The following is a 15,121-nucleotide window of genomic DNA, read 5'->3' as shown; positions in this document are numbered from 1 at the left end:
TCTCAGTCGTCGTCCGTCGTGCCCCGGTCCAGCGCCTCGAGGGTCACCCGCTCGGCGAAGCTCTCGATCTCCTGTCTCCGGCCGGTGCCCAGCCCGTGCCGGGTCACGTTCAGGGCGCCTGCCGCCGCGCCCAGCCGCACGGCCGCACCGAGGTCCAGGCCCCGCGCGAGGCCGACGGCGATGCCGGCCGTCATCGAGTCGCCCGCGCCTCGGTGGTCGACGGTGGACACCGACGGCGTCGTGATCGTCGAGGCCCCCTCGCCGGTGACCAGCAGCGTCGGGTCCTGCGCCCGCGAGACGACGAGCGACCCGAGCCCGTCGGCGACCCAGCGCGTCGCCGCGCGACGCAGGGAGCCGAGCGAGTCGTCGTCGGCGGCGCCGGAGTCGACCAGCTCCTCGTGGCTCATCTTGAGCACCGCGATCCCCTCCCTGCCGACCTGAGCGGCGAGCTCGCCGCTCAGGTCGGCCACGACGGTCGTCCCGGAGGCCGTCACGTCGCGGGCGAGCCGCGCGAGGAAGTCGGGCGGGAGCCCCATGTCGTGCTGCGTGCCGGTCAGGACGCACACGTCGGACTCGAGCGCGGCGACCAGGGCCGTGCCGTACAGGTCGTCGAGCGCGTGGCGGTCGAGCGGCGCCGACGGCATCATCACGAGCTCGGGGTCGTCGCTCGAGCGGCGGTCCCGGAGCATCGTGCCGCCCCCTCCCTGGCACGTGACCCGCAGCGCGAGGTCGCGGGTCCGCGCCAGATGGGCCGTGATGGCGCCGGTCTCTCCCCCGAACGGACCGCAGACGACGACGTCCGCGTCCAGGGCCCGGGCCATCGTCGCCACCCAGAGACCCTGCCCGCCGGGGTGGACGTGGATCTCCGGCGCGCCCACGGCCCGGTCGGTCTCGATCTCGATCGTGAGCATCGGCTCCGGTGCCACGACGCACACGGCGGGTGGGCGCTGTCGTTCCATGGTCAGGACCCTAAGCAGGATCCGGGCCGGGCGCCGGGCGGCCGGCCCGTCATCCTCCAGGGCCGCGGCGCGTCAGAGCATGCCCCGGTCGCGGGCGACGGCGGCAGCCTCGGTGCGTGACTGGGTGCCGAGCTTGGTGTTGATGTGCGCCAGATGGGACTTGACGGTCGCGACGGAGACGAAGAGCTCGCGGGCGATGGCGTCGTTCGACCGGCCGGCCGCGACCAGGCGCAGGACCTCGAGCTCGCGTCCGCTGAGGTTCTCGGCCGGAGTGCGCAGGCGGCTGAGGAGCCGGCGTTGCACGTCGGCGCCGAGGGCGACCTCACCGGCAGCAGCAGAGCGCACGGCGCGGGCGAGCTCCTCGGTCGGTGCGTCCTTGAGCAGGTAGCCGGTCGCGCCCGCCTCGATGGCAGCCAGGATGTCCGCGTCGGTGCCGTAGGTGGTGACGACGAGCACCGGGGTGCGGTGCCGGCGCACGACGGCGCCGGTCGCGGCGGCCCCGCCCATCCGGGCGTCGCCGAAGCGGAGATCGAGCAGGATGACGTCGGCTCGGCCGCCACCGTCGAGCCAGGCGAGCAGGTCCTCTGCGGTCGACGTCTCGTGCACGACCCGCATGTCCGGCTGGGTGTCGACGACCGCGCGCAGCCCGGCGCGCACCACCGGGTGGTCGTCGGCCAGGACGACGTCGATCATCGCGCGCCCCCCGTCTCCCCCGTGGGCAGGGTGACCGCGACGGCGGTGCCGCCGTCGCGGCTGGTCTCCAGCGCGAAGGAGCCACCGAGATCGTGGGAGCGCGAGCGGATGGCGGGGAGGCCGAAGCCGCGCCGTGACGTCCGATCGTCTCGGCCACGGGCGGGGTCGAAGCCCGTGCCGTCGTCCACGACGTCCAGCGTGACCGTGTCGTCGTCGAAGGTCAGCGTCACCTGCGCGCGGGCGGCGCCGGCGTGCTCGGCGACGTTGGCGAGGGCCGACTGAGCGATCCGTAGCAGCGCGGTCTCCAGCGGCACCGGCAGAGGGCGGGTGGCGCCGCTCGTCTTGACCGAGACGGTCAACGGCCTCCGCCGCCCCGCGTCGGTGTCGTTGTAGGTGGTGGCGGTGCGGTCGGCCACCCGGTGCAGCGCCGCGACGAGAGTGGTGGCCTCGAGGTCGCCTGGGGTGAGGTCCTGCACGACGCGCCGCGCTTCGGCGAGGCCGTCCCGCGCGGCGCCACGCGCCTGGCCGATCAGCGTCCGCGCCCTGAGGTCGTCGGTACCGACGGCGTCGTCCGCCGTACGGAGCAGCAGCTCGATCGCCGACAGGGACTGCGCGAGCGTGTCGTGGATGTCCCGCGCGAGCCGCGCCCGTTCGTCGGAGACGGCCCGTTCCCGCTCGGCCTGGGCGAGGTGCTGGCGCACCTGGGTCAGCTCGTCGACGGTGCGCTGGCGCGTCTGCGACTCGCGCACGAACGCCTCGATCCCGAGCACCACCCCGACGGCGACGGCCGCGCCGAGCATCGGGCCGAGCACGAACCCCGTCCAGGGGGAGCCCTCGTCGGCCTGCACCACGAGGCCCTCACCGATCGCGAGCACCGTGGTGACGGCAACCGCGACCACGCCACGGTGGGGGCCGAGGACGTGCATCTGCACGAGCATGAGCGGGAAGGCGAGCCAGAGCGCCGCGGGCGACAGCCACAGCAGCACCGCCCAGGGCACCAGGAGGGCGGCGATCCACGCGGCATCGGGCCACCAGCGTCCACGCGGGGTGTCCACCGACCGTTCGTGCACCCGCACGACCGTCCGGCCCCAGACGTAGAGTGCGCCGAACACCACGGCGACGAGAACCACGAGCCCGCCGCTGCCCGGCGGCGACTGCACGACGGCGACCACGAGGAGGGCCGCGATCAGGGCGTCCAGTCCCTGGATGAGGCCGCGTGTCGCCGACGGCCGGGGGTGACGGGTCACCCGTCCACGGTAGCCAGCCCCCGCGTCCGCGCATCGTCCGAAAGGTTGATCGGCGGGACCACCCCGGGGCGCCGCGGGATCACCCCTGTCCACGATGACCGCGGGCCCGCTCGCCCGGAGGCTGGAGGACGTCCCAGCAACGTGTGTGGAGGTTCCCCGTGTTCGTCGCCCTGCGCGATCTGAAGCAAGCCCGAGGCCGCTTCGTCCTGATGTCCGTGGTGATCGTGCTGACCACCTTTCTCGTCACCTTCCTGGCGTCCCTGACCGCGGGGCTGGCGAGGGAGTCGACGTCGGCCGTGACGGACCTGCCGGCCGACCACCTCGCGTTCTCCATGCCGGCCGAGGACGACAGCCCGGAGTTCACCGCCTCACGCGTCGTCGCCGAGCAGTGGCGGGCCTGGGCCGGCGTCCGTGGGGTCGAGTCCGCCGACCCGCTCGGGGTGGCGACCACACGGGCCGAGACGGGCGGCACCACGGCGTCGGTCACCGCGCTCGGTGTCGCCCCGGGCGCCGGCCTGGTCGCCCTGGGCGACCGCGGCGAGGCCGGGGACGTCGAGCCGGGCACGGTCGTGCTGACCCCCGCGGCCGCCGCCGCCCTCGGCGCGCAGGTGGGCGACGGCGTGACACTCGGCGGCGCCGAGCTCACCGTCGCCGCGACCGTCGATGCCGACCAGTCGTTCTCCCACACACCCGTCGTGTGGACCTCGCTGGACGACTGGCAGGACGTCGGCGCTCGCGGTCGGGCCGACCGGGAGGCGGCACCGGTCGCCACCGTCGTCGCGCTGACGACGTCCCCGGGTGCCGACCTCGCGGCGGCGGACGACGCGCTCGGCACCACGACGGTCACGACGTCGGCCGCCCGGTCGGCCGTGTCGTCCTTCGCCGGGGAGAACACGTCGCTGACCACCATGCAGGTGTTCCTGCTCGTCATCTCGGCCCTCGTGGTGGGCGCGTTCTTCTCCGTGTGGACCGTCGGCCGTTCCGGGGACATCGCGGTGCTCAAGGCGCTGGGCGGTTCTACCGGCTACCTGCTGCGCGACGCCCTCGGGCAGGCCGCGGTGCTGCTCGTCGGTGGCGTGGCGACCGGCACGGCGCTCTCGGTGGCCGCTGCGGCCCTGCTGCCCAGCGCCGTCCCCGTCGTCGTCACGGCCGCCACCACCCTCGTGGCCGCGGCGGGACTGATCCTGCTCGGCCTGCTGGGTGCGGGCGTCTCGGTGGCCCGCATCACGCGCATCGATCCTCATGCGGCGCTGGCCGCCCGCTGACCTCGCTCCCCCCCGAGATGCTGACCCGCAAAGGAGAACCGATGGACCTGCACCTGGAGCACATCGTCCTCGTCTACCCCGACGGCGACACCACCCTGCGCGCCGTCGACGACGTCGACCTCACCGTCCCCGCGGGGACGACCACCGCCCTGCTGGGCCCGTCGGGGGCGGGCAAGTCGAGCCTCCTGGCCGTGGCGGCCGGGCTGACCCGCCCCACTCGCGGCACGGTCACCATCGGAGACGACGTCGTGTTCACGCCCGACACCTCCGTGGCCCGGTCCACTCGGGTGCGGCTCGAACGCATCGGCATGGTGTTCCAGTCCCCGCAGCTGCTGGGCTCCCTCACCGCGCTCGAGCAGCTCGAGCTGCACGCGCACCTGCGGGGCGCGCGCCCCGCGAGCACGCGCGAGCGGGCCATGGAGCTGCTGGACGCCGTGGGCGTCGCCGACCACGCCGGCAGGCGCCCGGCACAGCTCTCCGGCGGTCAGCGGCAACGCGTCGCGATCGCCCGCGCCCTCGTCGGCCGTCCCGAGGTGCTCCTCGTGGACGAGCCCACGTCCGCGCTCGACCACGAGCGCGGTACGCAGGTGGTCGAGCTGATCACCCGTCTCGCCCGGGAGACGTCGGCCGCGACGCTCCTGGTCTCGCACGATGCCTCGACGCTCGCCACCGTCGACGCCACCGTGCGGATGCTGGATGCCCGCATCGAGGCGACCCCGCCCCTCCGCACGGCCTGACGCGCCCTGACGAAGACACGAAAAGGGCCTCTGGCCTGCGGATCCGCAGGTCAGAGGCCCTTGCACGCGCGTGGGCGACATTGGTTCGAACCAGTGACCTCTTCGGTGTGAATGAACTCTGACCTGCAGAACTGCGGTCGGATCGCTGGGATTCCGCCCGTGGTGGTTCGCTGGGATCCGCTGGTGGTCGTGCCGTGAAGCCAGCAGTAGCGCCAGCAGCGAGTTGCGGTCTCACACTCGAGGTGGCAAGGCGGTGGGTTACTTCCCGAGGACCGCGCGCAGCTGGTCGACGACGTCCGTGCCGACGACGCGCCCGAGGACCTCGAGCACCTCGTCCTCAGACTTCGGGGTCGAGGCGACGGTCCGTTCGTGGGCGGCACGCATCGCGTCGGGCGCTTCATCGAGCACTCGAACGAAGAACTCGGCCGACGTCAGCAGAACGATGCGCCGCTGCGCCATCCACTCGCGAGGAAAGTGCTTGACGTTGTCGGTCAGCACGATGTCGGCACCGGTCGAGAACGCTGCGGCCAGGACATGGCGGTCCTTGGGGTCCATGTCCGCGAACTCGACCGCCGCCTCGTCCCTGGCACGCACCTCGACGAGGGCGTCGTCGAGGAACGCGTTCATCAGCTCCTCGAGCCGATCCGTCTGCTCCTGTGACATCCCCCTCTTGGCCCGCAGGTTCTTCGACATCTCTGCCAGGATCGCCGGGCTCCAGCGCACCTCGAAGCCGCCGGCGTCGTCGCCGTAGAGCACGTAGTCGCGCAGCGTCCGGGAGAACAGGATGTTCGCATCGGCGATGACGACCGAGACGGTCAATCGTCGAGGCCGATCTCGTTGGAGAACGCCGCAAGGTCGGCAGCGGCCTTCTCCCGACGCCTACGGCGAGCCTGCTCGAATGCCGCCAGAGATGCGGCACTGATCCGGTGATGGCTGCCGACCATGACGTGGTCGATCTCCCCGGAGCTCACGTGCTTCATCAGCGTCGGACGAGACACGCCGATCAGAGCCGCGGCCTCGGTCGTCGTGAGGAGCTCCCTCGTTGGCACGACGACGGCGCCCGACGTGCGCTCGGCATCGAGCAGCGCGAGCACTTTGCGTGCAGCCTCCCGCGGAAGGTTCAACGTCACGCGGACCTCGTCGGTCGTGCGCGCCAGCGCAGCGCGCAGCGTCTGCACGTCGCCGTCCAGAACATCAGTCACGACAGCCTCCCCAAACGCAGCATCAGAAACGCAATTGAAGCAAGTGTAACCCTGTGGGTCGATCGGAGCCAGACCACCCGCCCGCGCCGAGGCGTGGAGCGCGCGGGTGAGCCCGCCGAGGGCTTCGCGGCAGGCGGTACCTCTCGTCGCCGACGGCGAGCGAGAGCTCGCGGTGCGAACGCGGGAGTCACCCAACCCCGTCCGGTCGGCCACGCCGCCCAGGCGATAGTTGCGACATCCACGCCGGGGGACTGCCGCATGAGCAGGTGACACATGACGTCGGCTGACGACGTGGACGGCCGTCCCCAGCGCAGCCACGGAGCTGGCCCGAACAACAAGCGTCAGGACGGCCGAGTGACCTCTTCGGAACGCCCCCGACCCCCGCCGTACCCGTGGCCACCTCACGGGCCCGACCGCAACCCCGCACCGACCAGCCGACCTGCCTCGAGGAGCGTCGAACGAACAGCGTTCACGCAGTTCAAGCCGTCACTCGGGCCGTCGACGCTGAAGTGATGTCTGCACGCACGCCCCGTCACCGCGCACCGACGTCGAGCTCGACGACGCACTCCCCCACATGCCAGATCGAGTGTCACAGACCAGCAGTTAGACCAGCCCGTTGCCCGGCAAAACGAAAGGCCCCCTGCCCAGCGTTTCCGCTGGTCAGGAGGCCTTTCGGCTGGTGGGCGATACTGGGTTCGAACCAGTGACCTCTTCGGTGTGAACGAAGCGCGCTACCACTGCGCCAATCGCCCGGTGCGTGGACGATAGTAGCCACAGAACTGGTGCCGACTCAAACTCGCCCCGCCGTGACGGGCGACACGCAGGGTGGGCGCCGGGCGTCACGGGTCAAGGCGCTCCCGGCACAGCTTCTCGAACAGCTCCCGCGCCGCGGCGGAGATCGGGCCCACGGGCACGTCCGCGCCGTCCAGCCAGGTCACGGGCTGCACGTTGCGACCCGACGACGTCAGGGCCAGCTGAGCCTCGCCCAGCGCCACCTCGTCGAGCACGGCGAACGGGAGCTCGTCGGGCTCCGCCTCGCGCACCGGCAGGCCGGCCTCGGCGCCCCACTCCAGCAGCAGCGCCCGCGTGATGCCCGCGAGGCAGCCGGACACCAGGGGCGGGGTGACGAGCTCCCCACCGCGCTCGACGAACACGTTCGACCCGGTGCCCTCGCAGAGCAGCCCGGCCGTGTTGGCGAAGATCGACTCGTCCCCGCCCTTGGCGACGGCGTCCGCGAGCGCGACCACGTTCTCCGCGTAGGACGTCGTCTTGAGCCCGGCGACCGCGGAGTGCTCGTTGCGCGTCCACGGCGACCGGGCGGACCGCGACGTGGGCGCCATGCCACTCTCCTGCGCCACGACGACGACGGTCTGCGCGCCCGGCACCCGGCCGGAGCCGATCGGGCCGGGCCCTGCCGTCACGGTGATGCGCACCTTGCCGTCGAAGTCCCCCGCCGCGCGTCTCGCCTCCGCGAGCACGGTGTCGACGCCGTCGCGCACCGTCGCCAGGTCGGGCGCCGCGAGCCCGAGCCCGCGCGCGGACCGCTCCAACCGCGCCAGGTGTCGCGTCAGCGCGAACACCTGGCCGTCGAAGACGGTGCACGTCTCGAAGACGCCGTCCCCGACCGTCACACCGTGGTCGACCGCGCTCAGCGCGCCCTGACCCTGTTCCACGAGCCGTCCGTCGGCCCAGATCACGAGACCCATGGGGCCAGTGTGCCCGAGCGGCACCCCGGTCACCGCCGATACGTCAGGTGTGTCACCTCGGGCGTGTGCCGAGCGGCGACCGCGGTCAGCCCGAGCGGCCCGACGCCGTCGAACAGGCGCTCCCAGCCCCGGACGCCGAGCACCACGGGCGCGACGTGCAGCCGCAGCTCGTCGAGGAGCCCGGCAGCCAGGAACTCGTTGACCGTGGTGGCGCCGCCGGCGACCGACACGTCACCGTCCCCGGCCGCCTCGCGGGCACGGGCCAGTGCCTCGTCGACCCCACCGGTGACGAAGTGGAACGTGGTGCCGCCGTCCATGACGACCGGTTCGCGCGGATGGTGGGTGACCACGAACACCGGTGCGTGGTACGGCGGGTCGTCGCCCCACCAGCCCCGCCACGCCGGGTCCCACTCGCCCCGCCCCGGCCCGAACATGTTCCGGCCCATCACGAACGCGTCCGCGGCGACGATCGCCGCGAGCTCGTCCGCGTGGGCGTCGGCGTGCTCGAACATCCAGGCGTGCAGCCGCTCACCGTCGCCGACCCCGTCGCCGAACGGCTGGTCCACGCTCTGGTTCGGCCCGGCGGAGTACCCGTCGAGCGAGATCCCGATGTCACACGTCACCTGCCCCATGCCGGTTCAGACAGACCGTGGTCCTCGAACTCATCGGTGGTCGCCTGTCGACGCGAGGCCCACGAGGCGCGCCGCCTTGAGCTCGGTCTCGGCCCACTCCGCGGCCGGGTCGCTCCCCCAGGTGATCCCTGCGCCGGTGCCGAAGCGCAGCACGCCGTCGGACCACCAGAACGTCCGGATCCCGACGGCGAGCTCTGCCCGCCCGGCGTCCGCGTCGATCCACCCGACGGCCCCGCAGTAGGGTCCGCGCGGCGTCGTCTCCAGCTCGCGGATGAGCCGCAGCGCCGAGGACTTCGGCGCCCCGGACACCGAACCGGGCGGGAACGTCGCCGCGAGGACCTGTCCCCAGAGGCCGGGAACCGCGGCGACGTCGTCGGACAGCCGGCCACGAACCCGCGAGACGAGGTGCACCAGGCCGGGGTGCTCCTCGAGGGCGAGCAGGTCGGTCACCGCGACGCTCCCCGGTCGGCACACCCGTTGCAGGTCGTTGCGGACCAGGTCCGTGATCATGACGTTCTCGGCGCGGTCCTTGGGCGCCAGGCCCTCCGGCGTGCGGGCGGTGCCCTTGATCGGCCCGGACGTGAGCGTCGCGCCGGCGCTGTCCCGCTCCAGCCCCAGGTACAGCTCCGGCGACGCGCTGACCACCCAGGCGGGCTCGAGGCCGCTCGACGCGGGGACGTGGATCGCGGCCGCGTACGGGGCGGGGTTGCCGGCGGCGAGACGCGCCGCCAGGGCCGCGGCGTCCGGCTCGGTGCCGTCGCCCGTCACGGGGAGGGGGGCGCGGAGCACGCGGCACACGTTGACCTGGTAGACGTCTCCCTCGCGTATGCGGTCGCGCACGCGGGCGACCGCCCCGCAGTAGGCGTCCCGGTCCATGCTGGTGCTCCACGACGTCGGTGCGGGTCCGCGCCACCCGTCGGCCCCGGCCACCGGTGCGGCGGACGGGGCGGACCCGGCCTCGGCGAACCGCCAGGCTCGCGCGCTTCCCGTGCCGGCGCGGGCCCCGGCGTCGCCCGCCGGGTCGGCCTCGAAGTCGGCCTCGAAGTCGGCGACGACGAACCACAGCCCGCCGGCGTCGAGGCGCTCGGGGTTCGCGAGCAGGTCGACGCACTCGACGGCGCGGTGGGCGCGGCGGCCCGCGAAGGTGGCCCAGGAGGTCGGCTCGTGCACACGAGAACGCTACGTGCGGTGAGGCGATTGGACGGACCGTGAGCGGTCCACTAATGTTTGGGGCGCGCCAGAACGGCGGGCACCGCAGGGTGTCCGGGAACTGGTCGTGCGGATGTGGCTCAGTTGGTAGAGCATCACCTTGCCAAGGTGAGGGTCGCGGGTTCGAGTCCCGTCATCCGCTCGGAGGCCCACTCTCTGGTCGATCTTCTGCAGCGACAGGGAGAGCACGTCTCAAGGTGGGTTGGCCGAGAGGCGAGGCAGCGGCCTGCAAAGCCGTATACACGGGTTCGAATCCCGTACCCACCTCGGGCGATTGGCGCAGCGGTAGCGCGCTTCCCTGACACGGAAGAGGTCACTGGTTCGATCCCAGTATCGCCCACCAGCACGACGAAGGCCCCGGACCAGCAGGTCCGGGGCCTTCGTCGTCCCGTGGCGGGGTCGGATCCACGGCGGAAACCCGGGCACCCCTGATCCCGTCACCGCGTCGCAGGTCACAGCGCCGCGATTGGACCTCGGCCCCGAAGGTCACGTACTGTTCATCAGGCGCCAGGAGCGCGGGGAGACCCGCCTCGATGGTCGCGCGGATGTGGCTCAGTTGGTAGAGCATCACCTTGCCAAGGTGAGGGTCGCGGGTTCGAGTCCCGTCATCCGCTCGGCGCTCTGCCTCCCCTCCACCGGAGCAGGGAGCGCAGCAGCCGTAAGGGCGATTGGCGCAGCGGTAGCGCGCTTCCCTGACACGGAAGAGGTCACTGGTTCGATCCCAGTATCGCCCACCGGAATCATCGATCGACGGCCGCCCACCGGGCGGCCTTCGTCGTTCCAGGCAGCGTTTCCCGGGCAGCCTGTCGGTCTTCCGGCGTAGCGTCGACGGCATGTGCCGCAACATCACCACCCTGCGCGGGCTGGAGCCGCCCGCGTCCGACGAGGAGATCCGCGCCGCCGCCGAGCAGTTCGTGCGGAAGGTGACGGGCGTCCAGCGGTCCGCGACGGCGGCGACCCGCGAACCCTGTGAACGGGCGACAGAGGAGATCGCCGAGATCGTCACCGCGCTGCTGGGCGAGCTGCCCGCGCGGCGGCAGCCGCCCAAGACGGTCCCGCCCCTGCGCCGCGACGAGGTGCAGGCCAGGATCGCCGCCCGGCAGGCCGCGCGCGAGGAGCACGAGCGGATGCACGAGGCGGGCGTCGCCCACTCCCACTGAACCGGCCCGTTAGGCTCGGCCCGTGGATCACGAGCCTGCACCCGCGCACGCCGACTTCGGGCCGGGCCCCGTCTCCGCCACGATGCACCGGGCCAAGACGCGGGCCCGCGCCGCGCACGTCACCGTGGGACAGCTGCGTCACGGTCAGGACGGCAGCGTCGAGATCGACTGCTCCTGCGGCATGGTGCTCACCAACGGTCCGCAGTGGTCGCTCGACGAGCACATCCGCCTGCACCGCGCCGAGGCCCGCTACGTGGCGCTGAGCCTCGTCGCCCCGGCGGGGATGCCGCGCCTCCTCCCCGTCGCACAGGACCGGCTGCCGCGCGAGCCATGAGGTGCGCCCGGGGCGGCCCACCGGCGGGGTGAAAGCTCTCGAGCCGTGCCCTGACCTGCGACGGAGCACCTAGGCTGCCTCCATGAACCTGCGCAAGACCGTGCTCGTGGTGACCGTGCCTCTCCTCTCCTTCGCCCTGGCTGCGTGCACCGGCCCCGCAGACGACCTCGACGCCGTCGTCGACAAGCTCGACGACGCAGCGAACGACGCCGCCGCAGACGGAGAGGTCGGCAACGATGGCGACGGGGGCGACCTGCCCGGCCCGACGTACGCGGACGTCACGGCCATCTACTCCACGTGCGAGGCCGTCCAACCGCTGGTGGCCACGTTCGTCGACGGGCTGGTCCTGGGTGAGGAGACCGGGCTGACAGAGTGGTCCCTGCACTGCGAGTGGGTGATCCCGGAGGGCGCCACGGACATGAGCCTCAACCGGACGCTCACGGTCATGGTGCAGGAGGGAAGCGGCACGGTCCTGACCGCCGACGAGCTCGAGAGCAGCTCCGCGCTCCAGGCCGTCGAGCACCCGGCGATCGAGGACCTCGGCGGCATCGTGTTCGCCATGGCTGCCGACACGTCGGTCGCCACGAGCGTCTCGGTCACCACCCAGCTCCCCGCGGTCGAGATCCTCATCGGCGGGGCTGGCTGGGCGGACACCAACCACCTGACCGCCGAGGACGCGGCCGGCGTGGCGGCGCAGCTGCTCGGCGTCGGCTGACCCGGGCCACGCTGCGGCTCTCTCGTCAGAGCTCGTCGGGGTCGTCCCACGACACGCCGCTGGACGCACCCTCGATCGGGTGCAGCTCCGTCTGGCGCAGGCTCGTCGGCGCCTTGCTGGCGTCTCCCCCTGCCCGGGGATCTCCGTGGGGGTCGAGGGTCTCGACCCTGCGGGGGGAGATCCTCGCCTGGGAGGCGATCGACTCGTCGAGGGGCTCGACCGCTCGCGGCCGCGGACCTGAGGCCCGCCCCTTCCTGCCGGGGTTGTCCATGCCTCATCTTTAGCACCAGGCCGTACGTCACGCCGCCGCTTGGCACACTTTTTCTTTGCCTGCAGCGGACCTTGGGGCCACGTCCAGGTCCGTTCCGGGCGTCGTCCAGCAGGGTTCCCGGCGCGGCGGACTCGGGCCGCGGACGTCGGCGCCGATGACTAGAGTGTCCGCCGTGACCGCTGCCGATCCACGGCTCGACGACCGGACCGAGCTCGGGCCCCCTCCCCCGGAGGCCAGCCACCGCGACCGGTGGCCGGGGGCCCGCCCCTTGGTGTGGGCACCGCGCGCCCGGACGGTCGAGGTCGTCCTCCCCCAGCCCGGTGGCCCCGACGAGCGCCGGCACCTGCGGCTCGTCGGAGCGCACGAGCCCGGGTACTGGCGCGCCGACGAGGAGCTGCCCGTCGGCACGGACTACCTCTTCTCCGTCGACGGCGGCTCTCCCCTCCCCGACCCGTGCAGCCCTCTGCTCCCGGCCGGCCCCCACGGTCCCTCCCGCGTGTTCGACCCCGACTTCGCGTGGACCGACCAGGAGTGGCGCGGGACGGACCTGTCCCAGGTGGTGACGCTCCACGTCGACCTGCCCACGTTCACGGCGGAGGGGACGCTCGACGCCGCCCGCGCGCACCTGGGCGCTGTCGCCGAGACGGGTGTGTCCGCGGTGGAGCTGTCCCCCGTGGCGGCGTTCGACCCCGACCTCGGCCCGCAGGCCGGCGTCCGGCTCTTCGCGGTCCACGGGCCTTACGGCGGGCCGCGGGCGCTGCAGCGGTTCGTGGACGCCGCGCACGGCCTGGGCCTCGCCGTCGTCCTCGACCTGCCCCACCGCTGGGCGGTCGCCGACTCCCTGGACCTGCACGCCTTCGGGCCGTACGCCGCCGGCGCGCGCATCGGCCCCCGTACGGGGGCCCGGCCCGGCCCGGTGGGCAGCAACAGCCCGCGCATCAACCTTGACGGGAGCGGGAGCCGCGGTCCGCGCGACTTCCTCATCGCCGACGCCGAGCGCTGGTTCCGCGACTTCCACGTCGACGGGCTCCTGCTGGACGTCGACGCGCTGGTCGACCGGTCCCCCGTCCCGTTCCTCGGCGAGCTCGCCGAGAGCGTCCGCACCCTGAGCGACCAGCTCCGCCGGCCGCTCGCCCTGCTCACGGACGGGCCAGGGCGCAGCGACCGGCTCACCGGCGTCGTGCACGGCATCCTGGCGTCCCCGCAGGACCCGGACCGGGCGCTCGACCTGCGACGTCTCGCCGAGCAGGTCTTCCCCGTGCCGACGCTGCCCTCCTGGCGCTCGTCCAGCCACCGAAGCGCCCAGCACGCCGCCCAGCGCGCCTCGTCGGTCGTCATCGGCGACCTCACCCGGCTCCCGGCCGCGGCCGTCGCGGTGCCCTGGTCCCGCGTCGACGACGCACCCGAGGGCGCCGTCCCGTCCCGTGCCGACGACGACGCCCGGGCCTGCCTGCTCACCTTCGCGATCCTCGCCGGTAGCCCGCCCGTCCTCGACACGGAGCACGTGCCGATCCCCCACGACGACGACGCGGCGGAGCGCCTCGTGCGGTGGACGCGTGACCTCATCGAGCTCCGACCGGGCTCGACGGCGGAGGTCAGCGCACCCGTCGAGGTGCCTCCGACCCCGGGCGTCGTCGTGGGACGGCGCGGGGGCAGCGCGATCGTCGTCGCCCCGGGCAGCGAGCCCGCACGCCTCGACCTGGACGCCGTCATGCCGGTCGAGGACGGCACGTGGCAGGTCGTCCTCGCCTGGGACCCCGACGGCACCCGCAACGAGGACGGCGTGCTCACCCTGCCCCCGCGCTCACCGGCCGTGGTGCGCGTCGTGCCGCAGAAGCCCTGAGGGCGGGGCGCCTCAGACGTCGGCCGCCGCGAGGCGGCGGCCCTCCTCGGCAAGGGCGCCCAGCCGGGACAGCGCACGGTAGTACTTCTTGCGATACCCGCCGGCGAGCATCTCCGGGGTGAACAGGTCCTGCCCCTCGCCGCCGGCCGCGCCGCCCAGCAGCACCGGCACGTCCCGGTCGTACAGCCGGTCGACGAGCACGACCAGGCGCAGCGCCACCTCCTGCTGGTGCACCGGGTGTACGTCGGTGAGCGCCAGCAGCTCCACCCCGTCGAGCATCGCCCCGTACCGGCTCGGGTGCACGGTGCCCAGGTGGCCGAGCAGGTCGTCGAAGGCGTCCAGGACCGCGCCGGGGTGCTCGTGCGCCGCCTCGCGCACCGTCGCGGCCGCCAGCGGCTCCGGCTCCGTGACGACGGCGCGGTGCCGGTAGTCCTCGCCGTCGACCCGCAGCACCTCGAAGCGCGCCGCCAACGCCTGGATCTCGCGCAGGAAGTCCTCGGCCGCGAACCGGCCCTCCCCGAGCGCGTCCGGCAGGGTGTTCGACGTCGCGGCGAGCGCCACGCCGCGGTCGGCGAGCTCGCGCAGCAGGCGCGACATCAGGACGGTGTCCCCCGGGTCGTCGAGCTCGAACTCGTCGATGCACACGAGGCGCCGCGTCGCGAGGGCCTCCACCGTCGGCAGGAACCCGAGCGCGCCGACAAGGTTGGTGTACTCCACGAACGTCCCGACGGAGACCACTCCCGGGCCCGCCTGCTCGGTCACGGCGTGCGCCAGCGAGGTGAGCAGGTGGGTCTTGCCCACGCCGAAGCCACCGTCCAGGTACACGGCGGGCGGGGCCTGGCGGCGGGCGAGCAGGGCACGCAGGCCGCCCGCGCGAGGGGCCACGACCTGCCGTGCCAGCTCGGAGAGCCGGTCGAGCGCCGCGGCCTGGCTCGGGTGCGCCGGGTCGGCCCGGTAGGTGGCGAACCGCGCCTCGGCGAAGTGGCGCGGCGGCACGAGGTCCGCCAGGAGCCGCTCGGGCGAGACCAGGGGCCGTACGTGGGTGAGCGACCGGACACCGCCTGCACCGTCGGAAGCCGACGACGTCCCCGTGCTCGAGGAGTCGGCCGGTCCGGTAGCGCGCTGGGTGATCGTCACGACCGACAAGA

The 15,121-nt window shown here is 73.3% G+C and carries 16 protein-coding genes and 6 tRNA genes; 11 read left to right on the top strand and 11 right to left on the bottom strand.

Annotation, left to right across the window (positions count from 1 at the left end):
- Positions 1–2: 2 nt before the first annotated feature.
- The 3 genes from LEP48_RS11460 to LEP48_RS11450 all read right to left on the bottom strand — a co-directional run bounded on the left by LEP48_RS11460 (position 3) and on the right by LEP48_RS11450 (position 2,899).
- Positions 3–959 (bottom strand): 1-phosphofructokinase family hexose kinase, encoded by a 957-nt coding sequence (locus tag LEP48_RS11460; protein ID WP_225565727.1) that lies wholly within the window; start codon positions 957–959, stop codon positions 3–5.
- Between the two features lie 72 nt (positions 960–1,031).
- A complete protein-coding gene (locus tag LEP48_RS11455) occupies positions 1,032–1,652 on the bottom strand; it encodes a response regulator (protein WP_225565726.1) in 621 nt (206 codons plus the stop codon).
- The gene (locus LEP48_RS11450; protein ID WP_225565725.1) at positions 1,649–2,899 is read right to left on the bottom strand and encodes a sensor histidine kinase; all 1,251 of its coding nucleotides are present in this window, start codon (positions 2,897–2,899) and stop codon (positions 1,649–1,651) included. Before LEP48_RS11450 ends, LEP48_RS11455 begins: the two co-directional genes overlap by 4 nt.
- Positions 2,900–3,108: 209 nt before the next feature.
- Between LEP48_RS11450 and LEP48_RS11445 the strand changes: the two genes are divergently transcribed.
- Positions 3,109–4,164, top strand: a complete 1,056-nt coding sequence (locus LEP48_RS11445; RefSeq protein WP_225565724.1) for an ABC transporter permease — start codon at positions 3,109–3,111, stop codon at positions 4,162–4,164.
- A gap of 41 nt (positions 4,165–4,205) precedes the next feature.
- Positions 4,206–4,901 carry an ABC transporter ATP-binding protein gene (locus LEP48_RS11440; RefSeq protein WP_225565723.1) on the top strand — a complete coding sequence of 232 codons (696 nt, stop codon included), beginning with the start codon at positions 4,206–4,208 and terminating at the stop codon, positions 4,899–4,901.
- A gap of 258 nt (positions 4,902–5,159) precedes the next feature.
- On the opposite strand, the gene LEP48_RS11435 is transcribed toward LEP48_RS11440, so the two are convergent.
- The 6 genes from LEP48_RS11435 to LEP48_RS11410 form a co-directional block, all read right to left on the bottom strand.
- Positions 5,160–5,720 carry a PIN domain-containing protein gene (locus LEP48_RS11435; RefSeq protein ID WP_225565722.1) on the bottom strand — a complete coding sequence of 187 codons (561 nt, stop codon included), beginning with the start codon at positions 5,718–5,720 and terminating at the stop codon, positions 5,160–5,162.
- The gene (locus LEP48_RS11430; protein WP_225565721.1) at positions 5,717–6,316 is read right to left on the bottom strand and encodes a helix-turn-helix domain-containing protein; all 600 of its coding nucleotides are present in this window, start codon (positions 6,314–6,316) and stop codon (positions 5,717–5,719) included. Before LEP48_RS11430 ends, LEP48_RS11435 begins: the two co-directional genes overlap by 4 nt.
- Before the next feature lie 464 nt (positions 6,317–6,780).
- Positions 6,781–6,855: transfer RNA gene (locus LEP48_RS11425), tRNA-Val, on the bottom strand.
- Between the two features lie 87 nt (positions 6,856–6,942).
- Positions 6,943–7,809 (bottom strand): aminotransferase class IV, encoded by an 867-nt coding sequence (locus LEP48_RS11420; RefSeq protein ID WP_225565720.1) that lies wholly within the window; start codon positions 7,807–7,809, stop codon positions 6,943–6,945.
- A 29-nt stretch (positions 7,810–7,838) separates the two neighbouring features.
- A complete protein-coding gene (locus tag LEP48_RS11415; protein ID WP_225565719.1) occupies positions 7,839–8,441 on the bottom strand; it encodes a dihydrofolate reductase family protein in 603 nt (200 codons plus the stop codon).
- A gap of 30 nt (positions 8,442–8,471) precedes the next feature.
- Positions 8,472–9,611: a chorismate-binding protein gene (locus LEP48_RS11410; protein WP_225565718.1), complete on the bottom strand. Its 1,140-nt coding sequence runs from the start codon at positions 9,609–9,611 to the stop codon at positions 8,472–8,474.
- A gap of 108 nt (positions 9,612–9,719) precedes the next feature.
- Here LEP48_RS11410 and LEP48_RS11405 point away from each other — a divergent pair.
- The 8 genes from LEP48_RS11405 to LEP48_RS11370 all read left to right on the top strand — a co-directional run bounded on the left by LEP48_RS11405 (position 9,720) and on the right by LEP48_RS11370 (position 11,859).
- Positions 9,720–9,792: transfer RNA gene (locus tag LEP48_RS11405), tRNA-Gly, on the top strand.
- 54 nt (positions 9,793–9,846) lie between these two features.
- Positions 9,847–9,917, top strand: a tRNA-Cys gene (locus LEP48_RS11400).
- Between the two features lies 1 nt (position 9,918).
- Positions 9,919–9,993 (top strand) — tRNA-Val (locus LEP48_RS11395).
- A 198-nt stretch (positions 9,994–10,191) separates the two neighbouring features.
- Positions 10,192–10,264: transfer RNA gene (locus LEP48_RS11390), tRNA-Gly, on the top strand.
- 48 nt (positions 10,265–10,312) lie between these two features.
- Positions 10,313–10,384: transfer RNA gene (locus tag LEP48_RS11385), tRNA-Val, on the top strand.
- A gap of 99 nt (positions 10,385–10,483) precedes the next feature.
- Complete coding sequence (locus tag LEP48_RS11380; RefSeq protein WP_225565717.1) at positions 10,484–10,810, top strand: DUF2277 domain-containing protein; 327 nt, start codon at positions 10,484–10,486, stop codon at positions 10,808–10,810.
- Between the two features lie 22 nt (positions 10,811–10,832).
- On the top strand, positions 10,833–11,144 hold the full coding sequence (locus LEP48_RS11375) for a hypothetical protein (RefSeq protein ID WP_308010015.1): 312 nt from the start codon (positions 10,833–10,835) through the stop codon (positions 11,142–11,144).
- An 82-nt stretch (positions 11,145–11,226) separates the two neighbouring features.
- Entirely contained in the window at positions 11,227–11,859 is a 633-nt protein-coding gene (locus tag LEP48_RS11370) for a hypothetical protein (RefSeq protein WP_225565716.1), read from the top strand.
- 25 nt (positions 11,860–11,884) lie between these two features.
- Here the strand turns inward: LEP48_RS11370 and LEP48_RS11365 are convergent, their stop codons facing one another.
- Positions 11,885–12,130, bottom strand: coding sequence for a hypothetical protein (locus LEP48_RS11365; protein WP_225565715.1), 246 nt, complete (start codon positions 12,128–12,130; stop codon positions 11,885–11,887).
- A gap of 172 nt (positions 12,131–12,302) precedes the next feature.
- On the opposite strand from LEP48_RS11365, the gene LEP48_RS11360 reads away from it, so the two are divergent.
- On the top strand, positions 12,303–13,973 hold the full coding sequence (locus LEP48_RS11360) for an alpha-amylase family protein (RefSeq protein ID WP_225565714.1): 1,671 nt from the start codon (positions 12,303–12,305) through the stop codon (positions 13,971–13,973).
- Between the two features lie 12 nt (positions 13,974–13,985).
- Here LEP48_RS11360 and zapE read toward each other — a convergent pair whose 3' ends face one another.
- Positions 13,986–15,110 carry a cell division protein ZapE gene (gene zapE, locus LEP48_RS11355; protein WP_422723832.1) on the bottom strand — a complete coding sequence of 375 codons (1,125 nt, stop codon included), beginning with the start codon at positions 15,108–15,110 and terminating at the stop codon, positions 13,986–13,988.
- Positions 15,111–15,121: the final 11 nt, after the last annotated feature.

The organism is Isoptericola luteus, assembly GCF_020297055.1.
GTDB classification, from domain to species: domain Bacteria; phylum Actinomycetota; class Actinomycetes; order Actinomycetales; family Cellulomonadaceae; genus Isoptericola; species Isoptericola luteus.
This window is presented reverse-complemented; position numbering and strand designations above follow the sequence as displayed.

Coding starts and splice junctions, on each gene's coding strand:
- LEP48_RS11420 (WP_225565720.1), bottom strand. CDS start 7,809: ATGGGTCTCGTGATCTGGGCCGACGGACGGCTCGTGGAACAGGGTCAG.
- LEP48_RS11365 (WP_225565715.1), bottom strand. CDS start 12,130: ATGGACAACCCCGGCAGGAAGGGGCGGGCCTCAGGTCCGCGGCCGCGA.
- LEP48_RS11415 (WP_225565719.1), bottom strand. CDS start 8,441: ATGGGGCAGGTGACGTGTGACATCGGGATCTCGCTCGACGGGTACTCC.
- LEP48_RS11445 (WP_225565724.1), top strand. CDS start 3,109: ATGTCCGTGGTGATCGTGCTGACCACCTTTCTCGTCACCTTCCTGGCG.
- LEP48_RS11440 (WP_225565723.1), top strand. CDS start 4,206: ATGGACCTGCACCTGGAGCACATCGTCCTCGTCTACCCCGACGGCGAC.
- LEP48_RS11455 (WP_225565726.1), bottom strand. CDS start 1,652: ATGATCGACGTCGTCCTGGCCGACGACCACCCGGTGGTGCGCGCCGGG.
- LEP48_RS11370 (WP_225565716.1), top strand. CDS start 11,227: ATGAACCTGCGCAAGACCGTGCTCGTGGTGACCGTGCCTCTCCTCTCC.
- LEP48_RS11380 (WP_225565717.1), top strand. CDS start 10,484: ATGTGCCGCAACATCACCACCCTGCGCGGGCTGGAGCCGCCCGCGTCC.
- LEP48_RS11460 (WP_225565727.1), bottom strand. CDS start 959: ATGGAACGACAGCGCCCACCCGCCGTGTGCGTCGTGGCACCGGAGCCG.